The following is a 10,553-nucleotide window of genomic DNA, read 5'->3' on the forward strand; positions in this document are numbered from 1 at the left end:
GCTACTATGCCCAGCGTTGGTCGATCGAATGTTTTTTCCGTCAAGCGAAAGACCAGCTGAAACTCGATGGATACCGCGTTCGCGGACGTCGGGCGGTGAAACGCTACTGGATCTTGGTGCAGCTTGCTTACGTGTACAGCATGTTCGAGTCGAACAGCGATTTTTCTGATGGGCTCGATCTTCTGCGCAAGAGAAAAGGACATAGCCTCGTGGAGTTCATTTACCGTGCAGCGAAACAAAATATTCCCATTGATACCGTGAAAAAACAGCTCCACGTGGCATAAGGGGTACCCTGTTTGTCTCTTTTACATGGTAATTATTGTAATTAAAATTGCTCAACTACAGTATGAAATATCTATTTCTTTTTGGGTTGCGGAGGAGAAATAATGTTAATAATGACAACTATTTTTATCTTGTTAAGCATTATGTATCCAATTTTAGACTACTTTTGGATGAAAAAAATCAACAATGATAAAGAAAGACTAAATAAAAAGAAAATGTATGTTCAAATTATATTCATACAATGGGTAACAGTTGGAATCATTGCTTTGTATTGGTTAATGACCCATAGAGACTTTCAAGATTTAGGTTTCATCACTCATTTGGAAGCTATCAAAGATTTTTTAAGTTTTCTTGTTGGTTTTCTTTTCGTGTTGATCATTAATTTCATCATCATTATGAATGTAAAATCAATCAAGGAAAAACTTTATCAGCAACTTGAAGTCATTGAATTTATGTTGCCAGAGGATTTTAAAGAACGCATGCTATTTGTGTTGGTGGCGTTAACAGCCGGTTTTTGCGAAGAAGTGATGTTTAGAGGTTTTATGTTCTATTATTTAAAAGAACTTCCTTTTCATATCCCATTATTTATGATTGCTATCATTACTAGCATCATTTTCGGAACAGCCCATCTATACCAAGGTTGGAAAAATGTTATTGGAACGGGATTGATGGGCTTTTCATTCGCGTGTTTATATATATATTTTGGGACAATTTGGGCACCAATTATCGTACATACTATCATTGATTTGAGGGCGGCTATTTTACCAAGTAAAATAAAGGTAAAAGAAGCTAAACAAATTTAAGAGGGGGGTGGAGAAAATATCAACTTTAAAAGACAAGATTATTGAGCTATTAAAAATTGAGAATGGTTTAACCGACAGGGAAATCACTGACAAGATAAAGGGGAAAGGAGAACCACAACAAAGTGTTAATGTAACGTGCAGGAATATGGAATCAAAAGGAATGATTAAACGTATCAAAGGACAAGATGGGCTAATTAGGAACTACTTAGATGATTTTACATTTGAACCTAAGCAAAAAGAATATAAATCCTCTAAATCTAAAAATGACGGATTGTCTGAAGATGAAATTAAAGAAATATTAAATAATTACCTTATTTCTAATGGTTGGAATACACAGGTTGCATGGGGAAAGAGTCAAGGTATTGATATTGATGCATTTAAAGGTAAAGAAAGATGGATAATTGAAGTTAAGGGTTGTGGCACACGGAGTGCTATGAGAGTAAACTACTTTTTAGCTATTTTAGGGGAGACGCTTCAAAGGATGAGTGATCCGAATGCAAAATATAGCATAGCTCTACCTGATATGCAACAATATCGTAATCTATGGGAACGTTTACCCCGTCTTGCAAAAGAAAGAACTGGGATATCTGTTATATTTGTAAATGAAAATAAAGGGATTGAAGAAGTAAAATAATCCGCCTGAACTAAACGGCAACTAAATTTTGAATAAAATTCTGAAAAGAGGGGAATCATTGCCGACCGATGAGTTGTTGTCACCAGCACGACGTGCGTTTAAGATTTCTTTTACTTCTAGTGTATCCCATTGACTAAAAACGGTAGAAATATTGCATTGATTTATGACTTGGAGCCGTGATTCTTTTTTAACCCTGCCTCTGCTTTGGGGAGCAGCAGCTTCCGAAAAGCTTCATCATGCTCGATGGAGAAGCAGGTTTCAAATTCTTTTTGCTTGCTGCTCGTCATAAATGATTTTAAATAAAGCAACGTATCATTTGGGGCTTCTAATATGGTCTCGGCCAGTTCTATAGCACGATCTAAAATGTTCTTATCTATGACAATTTCATTTGTCAAACCGATGCGTAAAGCTTCATTTGCATCAATTGTACGGCCCGTCAGGCATAGTTCTCTCGCTATGCCCTCTCCCACAATCCATCGAAGTGGTGTGATGAGCGGGGGTGCCCCAAATTTAACTTCAGGATGGCCGAATAAAGCGGACTCCGTACAAATTCTAAAGTCGCAAAAGGCCGCCAAATCAAATCCGCCTCCGAGTGCAACGCCGTTGACCGCCGCAATGGTTGGTTTGGGAAATAACCAGATATCCTTATGGTATTGTGACGATGATTGTAATAAACGGCCAAATTGCTCAGGATTGTTAAATTCGGATAAATCAAATCCGGCGGAAAATGCAGAAGATGAACCCGTAATGATCACAGCCATCACATCGTCGCTTGTTTTCCAAGCATTTAGGCATTCTGAGATTTCCTCTCTCATTTGCATGGATATGGCATTCTTTTTTTCGGGACGATTTAATGTAATAATGCCGACCCTGTTATTTATTTCTGCGATAATATGGTTGAATTCCAATTCCATTCCCTCCATTCGAAGGTCATATCTGGCACCTTTTCCAGATTTCCATTGTAACGGATACCACCTGTGCCCGTGACAATTTCAAATCCGCAATTAACGTGCGAAATCCGCATTTTGTTGGCGGTACCCCTATTATTCGACGAGAACAGGTTACTGTATACCCTTGACTCTTTGCATAGGACACCGCTTTTTCCCTGCTCCATTGATAGAAAACAAATATCGTTAATCTCTCTTCACTGGGATGCTAACCATTGACAAAGAGATACATACCAAAATGATTTCAATTTAGTATTTGTTTTTTATAATATAATAAATATAACATAAGAATTGGTTCAGAAAAGGGGGAATATTCTGTAGTTTAGAGTTAAAATTTTTCAAAATTTCATCTATTTTACTGAAGCGTCTGGATTCGATTTATTGGTGAAATGGTTAATAGTATCACTTTTGCTATGTTGATAACTTTCTTAGCAATCTACATGAATGAAAAAAGTGGGATTTGAATCATTTCATAACAGTGGCTGAAGAATTACATTTTGGTAAAGCGGCAGCTCGTTTAAATATGGTCATTGCTTTACCAAAGGATCATCCTTTAGCTTCCGAAACATCCCCAATTAATCTTGTTGATTTATCCAACGATCCATTCATTTTAACGGGAAGAAAGGCAAATCAAAGTCATTATGATACAGTGATGAACGGTTGTTATCAGGCAGGATTCCATCCAAAGGTAGTACAAGAAACACAAGAATTACCTACTGTCATCTCTCTTGTTTCAGCAGGAATGGGCGTAGCTCTTGTACCAGCTTCGATACAATATGTATTCAAAAATAAAGTTGTTTATCGTGACATTCGGAATAATCGATTTACCACTACGACAGCGCTTGCTTGGAAAAGTGACAATTTATCACCAACTGTGCATGTGTTTATTGATCTAATGAAAAAATCTGTCATTCCACTCTTTAACCAGCATGATTGGAATGATCTCTTTTAGGTCAAGCAAACCGTTAAATGTGGGGGACACCAATATGAGTAAAGCGAGAACTCGTTGGTGAACCATACAGAGTTTGAGTTCCACTTTAAGTCCAAATAATTGTATAAACATGAAAAGACTGATCTGGCATCAAAAATTTCAAAGAGGACAAATATAATTTCTATCTTTAGCTCAGTAAGTGCCTATATAATTCATAAAAAATGGAGATAAAGAAATGACGGGGCCTCTGTATATACTGATTATGATGGACCGAATCAAGATAGAGTTTTATTTGTGAAGAAGTTAATTTACTAAGGTTTATTAAGTTTGCCCAAAATTTACATGGGGGACGGCAAATGCTATCAACAACTTTTCGCATACCCGTAGTGGCTAACAGTTTAAAATGATAATTCGTAAACACAAAAAATTATGAGGAACTTAGGTTAACAAGTTCCGGATAATTGATTTTATGGGTACTTGAGGGAAGAAACCCTCAAATTTCGGGGAAATTGATTAGTTGACATAATATAAAGTGAAACGATAAAAAAATGATAAAACAGTAAGTTAACTTAAATAATAGCGTATAATCTTTGATAAATCGTATAAAAAAATGATAATTACCGCCAAAAAATTGGATAAGATTACTAAGATAATAGCATATTCGTTCTTATTTGTCTAGTTGATCACAGCAGTTTGTCCAGAATTATAAAACAATTCCAGATGCAGCATCCTTCTAATTAGACTATTAGAAGGGGATTACAATGATATTGATCAATGGAATGGTGCAGTAGATTTCGTGTTTGTGTCTTTACCTACATCTAAATCGTTTGACATCATCCTTTTTAAAAAAGACATAATAGTTTGCATTGTTGGCGGATGAACCCACTTTCACGAACACGAACAACAGATGATTTCCTTTCCCTAACTGGAAGAAGAAGCGTTTATTATGCCAGAGTGGGGGAGCGATAACAATGTAAGGCGGATTTTAAAGGAAAATCAAGTGCCACCAAAGATCGAAATATGAAGTAGCTGAAAATCAAGCTGATCTTGGAATCAGTATACTTCCTGAAATGCTTTTGTTTCGTGTATCACACATTGTATTTTATTCATTTAGAAAGAGATCATTTATCGTACCATAGGGATTGCGGTAATATCTCTGAAAAACATCTCTTCAGCCGTCAAAAAATTTATTGATTGTGTTAAGTCAAGGTTAAGCAATCACTGTTTTTTTTATTTTAGAATTATAAAAAATAGAACTATGTGCTAAATAATCAATATAACCAAACAAAAGAAGAGTGCAGGACATAAAAGTAGTATGAATTGCTTTGTCAAAAAAATCAATGAAGATGGTTCTGTTGTCTGGAATGACCACGGTACTCGTTGTGGCGTTTGCTTACAAATCGCCGCGGAATCCATTAAAATGAAACAAGAAGGTATGTCTATAAAGGAAATTCGCCACTACATTGACGAAAAGTACAAAGAAGGTTACGCAAAACCAACTAAAACTCCAATGCCTTTATAATAAACAAACCTCACTTTTCCGAAAACGAAGGCTTTACAATCCTCCCACGGTAGAGGATTTTTTGTTTTCTTAAGGCATATTTTATAAGTTTGGCAGATATAAAAGTAAAGACAACTTAGTACAAGGGGGATGATGGATGAACTCACTTTGGCTTTTAGGGTTTTCTGCTTCTGCTATTGGAATGTTATCTGGCGGAGTGATTGCTTGGTTGTTTAAAGGCTGGCAAAAAGGAACGCCAACCATTTTTTCAGTATGTAGTGGTATGATATTTGGACTGGTCACGATGGAAATTTTGCCTGAAAGCATAGAAATTGGAGGTTGGTTTATTGCTATTGTCGGATTGATTTTTGGTTATTTATAAGCATCTAGAAAAGGTTTCCCATCATGTGATCATTATTACCAATGACGCTAAAAAAGACTTATTTGTACATTCTGGTCTATTTTTAACATTCAGTATTGCCCTGCACAATTTTCCAACAGGCATCGCACTTGGAGCCAATACTCACGATTCATTGACTAAACCAATGATGACTGCGATCATGCTTCACAATATTCCAGAAGGGATTGCTGTTTTTACTCCCTTGCTGATGGCTGGGTTTGGAATTTTCAGCATCATACTTGGGGCAACCATAGCCTCCGCCCCCATAGGAGTTGGAGCCTTCATCGGAAGTAATTATGGGATGGGTGTCCCTTGGCTAGTAGCAATGATTATCGCATTGGCGATGGGGGTAATGCTTTCCGTGACGGGAAAAGAAATTTTTGGAACAGCTTTACGCACATCTACCAAAATATACTGCGTTATCATGGCTGTAATCGGTTTTGTATTGGTTTCATTTTACTTGTTTTTTCTATAAAAGACTTTACTAAAAAGGTGCATGTTAAGTTAACGGGTTCGGTTCAGAAGTACAAAATCAAGAAAAACAGTACAAATAACAGCGTAATTAGCACAAAATTCGAACCAAATTTAACAAAGTAAAAAGCACATTAAAACACTTGGGTTTATTCCAAGCGTTTTAAACTAAAATTATATTGACTTGTTAAATTAAGACTGTTACTAAAATGTTACTACCGTACTTCAATTACAAAGGCATAACTTGAATCTCCCTTTTCCCATCTCGCTGAAACATCATACACATATACACCTTTTTCTTTTGGTAATAGTATCACATTATCATTTATTGGAACATTTTCTGTTTTTTCATTTGTAAGCCATCTATTTACTACTAATGTATTTTCTTTAGGCTCATCTTTGAATTCTATTTTCAATTGGGAATCTGGTGGTACAACCACAGGTTTTAGTTCTTGATTTTTAATGAGTTCTGGCGGAGAACTTGTATCGGCACAAACAGAACTAAGTAATCCATTCCAACAATACGAACCTTGTGCCACTTCTACCTTTTTTTCTCCAACAGTTATGGTTGGTAAAGGTGGTTTAGCACTAAATAGTTCAGTAACAAAATCCCCCCCAATGCCTAACGCAATTAATACTAATAATGTAATTAAAAACTTTTTCATACACTTCCCCCTCATGGGTTAATTTTCCCTTTGCTAATTTTCTGAGTAATCTATATATTCAGTTTAACATAAAATACCAAAATCATTAAAAAGGATTTAGTCAAAAAATATTGATATTTCAGCAAAAAATAAAAAACAAATCGTATACTGATTTGGTCCTATAAAATATCAAATCCCTTAAGGTTATTGCATATAGATTATTTCTTTTAAATCAAATTGTTTTTTTGCAATGCCTAATCGTTGAGCAGGTGTTCCTACTGTCTCCTTTGTTTTGTATGCTAAACAAAAATTGTAGTAAGTCCGAAGTATGGTAAGAGCCATTTGAGCATACTTTGAGTTAAAGTTTGAATAGATATAGCTTTTTCCGTCACCACGAGCTGTTATCAATGGTCTTTCTAAAATAGATAGCCGTCTTCGAATGTGCTGGATAAAGGTATTTGTGGCGTTGTCATTCACGATTAGCAATGTCCTTTGGTTCGAATGATGAAAGATTGGTTGTACAATCAATTCATCGAAATCTTCTGTCAATTGTCGCAAGTGGATGTTCAATCGAATTATCAGCGTATTCATAATGACTGCTGCCACCTGAAATGACTTTCTTATGAAATTGGTGTGTATGAAATAATTCTTCCAGTTTCAGAAAAGCCAATTTCTGCAAAGAACTTGTAATCATAACCAAAGTTAATTCCCCAGTTGATTAAATCCACTCCTGCTTGAATAAATTCCTCACGAGCTTGTTTCCGAGATTTTGTTTTATCCGTTTGACAAAGAAAATGGTGGGCATTAGATAAGTGAATTTCTTTGGCAAATACACGATAAAGGGAAGTCATCAATGAATTTATGTCCAATTAGCATCAATTTTAACACATATTTGGAATACTGTCTGTTGGTCAGCAGTCACTTGCTAATTATAATGCGATTAATGGTGATAAATTCAATAAAACATTGATATATCAACAAATAAAAGGAGTCCAATTCATATGCGAATTGAACTCCTTTTTGTATTACTTTTTTCAATTTTATACTCAACAACCGAACCCGTTATGTTAAATTGTGCCTTTTTGTATGTTATCCCAAAGAATAATCTAGCGGATGTGTAGAGAAAATAATCCAAAAAATGGTTCTTTCGGGAGTTTTTTATCAAAAACGATGTTATTTCATCAGAACTCAAGACATCGCTAAAAGTATGAAAGCGGATGTGACACAATTAAAATGTGAAGATGATATGGTATACAGAACGTAACAAGAAGGATGCTAAAAATGAAATCGAAAACGAGCAATAAAAAGTGGTCATTTTGAATCGATCGATAAACTGCATTCATACGGAGGTTTCTAATGAACAGGGATAAAGACAAGAAAGAAACTGAGAAAAAAGAGGAACAAACACAACAAACAAGTAATGAGGATAACGTCATACGGGAACTTGAAGAAGAATTTACAAAAGATGTGCTGATATTTTAAAGGACAGCTCACTGCTGTCCTTTTTATACCCTTAAATCGGCATGTTGCAAGTCCGATTTTTCCACCTGAACGTTTGTCCTCAGTCTCCCCCTCATTCATTATTATCTAAATCACCCATTTTCATGAAAAAATATTTCCTAAACTTGACAAAAAAATGAAGGTAAAATATGATACATACATATGGACATATGCTCATATATAATAAATAAAGTGAGGGAAATCATCATGAAGACCGAAGACCATTCTTTCCTAAAATCTGAAACCATTGAAAATGTATCGCGCATATTTAAAGTATTAGCCGATCCAACACGAATCAAAATTCTTTATTTGTTATCGCAAGAAGAGTGCAATGTCAATCACATTGCAGAAGTGTTGGAAATGTCACAATCAGCCGTTTCCCACCAACTTAGTATGTTGCGCAATCTGAGACTGGTTAAGTATCGCCGTGAAGGAAAAACACTGTTTTACTCCTGCGATGACGAACACGTTATTTCATTATTAAAACAAGCCATTGACCATGCTGAACATCATTAAGGAGGCGTTTTATCATGCATCATCATCACCACCATCATTCTCACGACCACCATGGTCATCACCATCACCACGGACACCATCATGATCACAGTAGAGAAGGGAATAAAAAAGGGCTTACGATTGCCTTTCTCATTACCACTGGAATTATGTTATTGGAGTTTTTTGGAGGTTTAATCACAAACAGTCTAGCTCTTCTTTCTGACTCTGGTCATATGCTTAGTGATGCCAGTTCACTTGTTCTTAGTCTAGTTGCTATTTGGTTTGCCACCAAACCAGCTTCCCCCAATAAAACGTATGGCTTTTATCGTTTTGAAATTTTAGCCGCTTTATTTAATGGAGTTACCTTGTTTGTAATCGCTGGATTTATTATTTGGGAAGCAATTGAACGTTTTTACAACCCACCAACGGTAGCTAGCGGCTCTATGATGCTGATTGCGTCCATTGGACTTTTTGCCAATCTTTTAAGTGCTTGGGCGTTAATGAAAAAAGGGGATGTGAAAAATAATGTCAATCTTCGTAGTGCCTATCTTCATGTGATCGGTGATGCTCTGGGTTCCGTAGGCGCTATCGTTGCTGGGCTTGTCATGTGGATCTTTGGTTGGTATGTGGCAGATCCCATTATTTCCGTTTTGGTTGCTTTATTAATCTTGAAAGGCGCTTGGGGAGTTGTTAAACATACGGTTCACATTTTGATGGAAGGAACGCCCATTACCATTGACCTAAATGAAGTGAAAAAAGTCTTAGAAAGTATTGACGGAGTTATTAATGTTCACGACCTCCATATTTGGACGATTACATCAGGGCTGGATTCATTAAGTTGCCATATTTTAATTGAAGATCATCAAGACAGCCAAAAGGTTTTACAAGAAGCGATCCATTTTATTGAGGAACACTTTAAAATTCAGCATACAACCATTCAAATTGAGACTTCTCAAATTCATCACGAGGACATGAAAATCTAACGAAAAGTATAATCAATATAGAGCAAGATCAGTCATTGTTCATATTTTAGCAAACTTAAACTAATAAACGATAAAAGTTTTCCTTGACTAAAAAATTTTCTGATGTACAATTTATTTAGGCAACATTTTCTTTGCTCTTACATATATCTAATTCTAAATGTAGGAGCAATTTTTTTAGCCTAAAAGTTTCCTTAATGCAAAATATTTAGTGAAAACCAATCATGAGGTGAGCATCATGAGTGAAAATATAAAAAAGCTGTCGTTAGCAGATAAAGAAGGTTGGAGAAATAAACGGACACAACCAACCTGATATCGCGGGAGGTTCCCAGTTCGGATACACGTTACTTTCCGTTATTTTGCTTTCCAATTTAATGGCAATATTGCTTCAAGCATTGGCTGGCAAGTTGGGAATTGTAACGGGAAGGGATTTAGCACAAGCCTGTCGAGATCATTACAGCAAACCAGTGGCGATATTCTTATGGATTTTATGTGAATTAATGATAGCAGCTTGTGATCTAGCCGAAGTGATCGGTTCGGCAATCGCTTTGAAATTGTTGTTTGGCATTCCGTTAATATATGGAGTGATTATTACAGCTCTGGATGTACTGGTCGTATTGCTACTGCAGAATAAAGGTTTTCGTTATATTGAAACGTTGGTGATTGTTTTAATTCTAACCATTGGTGCTTGCTTTGCGACTGAAATCTTTCTTTCTAAACCAGATGTAGGTGGCATATTGAAGGGATTTGTTCCAAGCAAAGAGATTATTAACAATCCATCCATGCTCTATATTGCAATCGGGATTTTAGGTGCAACCGTAATGCCTCATAATCTTTATCTGCATTCTTCCATTGTGCAGACACGTCAATACGAACAAACCAGCTCGGGTAAACGACAAGCGATCAAATATGCTACTTGGGATTCAACGATTGCCCTATTCTTCGCTTTATTTATTAATGCAGCG

Annotated in this window: 13 protein-coding genes and 2 pseudogenes; 11 read left to right on the forward strand and 4 right to left on the reverse strand. The window is 36.0% G+C overall.

Annotation, left to right across the window (positions count from 1 at the left end):
- The 3 genes from BM278_RS16915 to BM278_RS16925 all read left to right on the forward strand — a co-directional run.
- Nucleotides 1–284, forward strand: a 284-nt coding sequence (locus BM278_RS16915; protein WP_143093483.1) for a transposase, incomplete at its 5' end; no start/stop codon positions are given.
- A gap of 102 nt (nucleotides 285–386) precedes the next feature.
- Entirely contained in the window at nucleotides 387–1,085 is a 699-nt protein-coding gene (locus BM278_RS16920; RefSeq protein WP_090952158.1) for a CPBP family intramembrane glutamic endopeptidase, read from the forward strand.
- Nucleotides 1,086–1,092: 7 nt separating this feature from the next.
- Nucleotides 1,093–1,719 (forward strand): MarR family transcriptional regulator, encoded by a 627-nt coding sequence (locus BM278_RS16925; protein WP_090952161.1) that lies wholly within the window; start codon nucleotides 1,093–1,095, stop codon nucleotides 1,717–1,719.
- A gap of 161 nt (nucleotides 1,720–1,880) precedes the next feature.
- On the opposite strand, the gene BM278_RS16930 is transcribed toward BM278_RS16925, so the two are convergent.
- The gene (locus tag BM278_RS16930) at nucleotides 1,881–2,627 is read right to left on the reverse strand and encodes an enoyl-CoA hydratase/isomerase family protein (protein ID WP_003250473.1); all 747 of its coding nucleotides are present in this window, start codon (nucleotides 2,625–2,627) and stop codon (nucleotides 1,881–1,883) included.
- Between the two features lie 517 nt (nucleotides 2,628–3,144).
- Between BM278_RS16930 and BM278_RS16935 the strand changes: the two genes are divergently transcribed.
- The 4 genes and pseudogenes from BM278_RS16935 to BM278_RS16945 all read left to right on the forward strand — a co-directional run bounded on the left by BM278_RS16935 (nucleotide 3,145) and on the right by BM278_RS16945 (nucleotide 5,973).
- Nucleotides 3,145–3,618, forward strand: coding sequence for a LysR family substrate-binding domain-containing protein (locus BM278_RS16935; RefSeq protein ID WP_244151215.1), 474 nt, complete (start codon nucleotides 3,145–3,147; stop codon nucleotides 3,616–3,618).
- Nucleotides 3,619–4,888: 1,270 nt separating this feature from the next.
- Nucleotides 4,889–5,119: pseudogene (locus BM278_RS16940) on the forward strand (PCYCGC motif-containing (lipo)protein); the annotation flags it as partial.
- A gap of 136 nt (nucleotides 5,120–5,255) precedes the next feature.
- Nucleotides 5,256–5,480 (forward strand): ZIP family metal transporter, encoded by a 225-nt coding sequence (locus tag BM278_RS19350; protein WP_244151216.1) that lies wholly within the window; start codon nucleotides 5,256–5,258, stop codon nucleotides 5,478–5,480.
- A 25-nt stretch (nucleotides 5,481–5,505) separates the two neighbouring features.
- Nucleotides 5,506–5,973, forward strand: coding sequence for a ZIP family metal transporter (locus BM278_RS16945; protein ID WP_244151217.1), 468 nt, complete (start codon nucleotides 5,506–5,508; stop codon nucleotides 5,971–5,973).
- A gap of 211 nt (nucleotides 5,974–6,184) precedes the next feature.
- On the opposite strand, the gene BM278_RS16950 is transcribed toward BM278_RS16945, so the two are convergent.
- The 3 genes from BM278_RS16950 to BM278_RS19360 all read right to left on the reverse strand — a co-directional run bounded on the left by BM278_RS16950 (nucleotide 6,185) and on the right by BM278_RS19360 (nucleotide 7,467).
- Nucleotides 6,185–6,634, reverse strand: coding sequence for a hypothetical protein (locus BM278_RS16950; protein WP_050368667.1), 450 nt, complete (start codon nucleotides 6,632–6,634; stop codon nucleotides 6,185–6,187).
- 183 nt (nucleotides 6,635–6,817) lie between these two features.
- Nucleotides 6,818–7,219 (reverse strand): GAT domain-containing protein, encoded by a 402-nt coding sequence (locus BM278_RS19355; protein ID WP_050367240.1) that lies wholly within the window; start codon nucleotides 7,217–7,219, stop codon nucleotides 6,818–6,820.
- A 14-nt stretch (nucleotides 7,220–7,233) separates the two neighbouring features.
- A complete protein-coding gene (locus tag BM278_RS19360; protein WP_236933431.1) occupies nucleotides 7,234–7,467 on the reverse strand; it encodes a hypothetical protein in 234 nt (77 codons plus the stop codon).
- Nucleotides 7,468–7,969: 502 nt separating this feature from the next.
- On the opposite strand from BM278_RS19360, the gene BM278_RS19530 reads away from it, so the two are divergent.
- From BM278_RS19530 to BM278_RS16970, 4 genes and pseudogenes are all read left to right on the forward strand, one after another.
- Nucleotides 7,970–8,095 (forward strand): hypothetical protein, encoded by a 126-nt coding sequence (locus BM278_RS19530; RefSeq protein WP_256368158.1) that lies wholly within the window; start codon nucleotides 7,970–7,972, stop codon nucleotides 8,093–8,095.
- 225 nt (nucleotides 8,096–8,320) lie between these two features.
- The gene (locus BM278_RS16960) at nucleotides 8,321–8,629 is read left to right on the forward strand and encodes an ArsR/SmtB family transcription factor (protein WP_050367241.1); all 309 of its coding nucleotides are present in this window, start codon (nucleotides 8,321–8,323) and stop codon (nucleotides 8,627–8,629) included.
- A 14-nt stretch (nucleotides 8,630–8,643) separates the two neighbouring features.
- The gene (locus BM278_RS16965) at nucleotides 8,644–9,591 is read left to right on the forward strand and encodes a cation diffusion facilitator family transporter (RefSeq protein ID WP_050367242.1); all 948 of its coding nucleotides are present in this window, start codon (nucleotides 8,644–8,646) and stop codon (nucleotides 9,589–9,591) included.
- A gap of 308 nt (nucleotides 9,592–9,899) precedes the next feature.
- Nucleotides 9,900–10,553 (forward strand): annotated as a pseudogene (locus tag BM278_RS16970) (Nramp family divalent metal transporter); the annotation flags it as partial.

Origin of the sequence: Parageobacillus thermantarcticus (genome assembly GCF_900111865.1) — a bacterium.
Lineage (GTDB): Bacteria > Bacillota > Bacilli > Bacillales > Anoxybacillaceae > Parageobacillus > Parageobacillus thermantarcticus.

Bases quoted from the DNA above. Each gene is read 5' to 3' on its own strand.
- BM278_RS16950 (WP_050368667.1), bottom strand. From the start codon at position 6,634: ATGAAAAAGTTTTTAATTACATTATTAGTATTAATTGCGTTAGGCATT.
- BM278_RS16920 (WP_090952158.1), top strand. From the start codon at position 387: ATGTTAATAATGACAACTATTTTTATCTTGTTAAGCATTATGTATCCA.
- BM278_RS16960 (WP_050367241.1), top strand. From the start codon at position 8,321: ATGAAGACCGAAGACCATTCTTTCCTAAAATCTGAAACCATTGAAAAT.
- BM278_RS16965 (WP_050367242.1), top strand. From the start codon at position 8,644: ATGCATCATCATCACCACCATCATTCTCACGACCACCATGGTCATCAC.
- BM278_RS19350 (WP_244151216.1), top strand. From the start codon at position 5,256: ATGAACTCACTTTGGCTTTTAGGGTTTTCTGCTTCTGCTATTGGAATG.
- BM278_RS19530 (WP_256368158.1), top strand. From the start codon at position 7,970: ATGAACAGGGATAAAGACAAGAAAGAAACTGAGAAAAAAGAGGAACAA.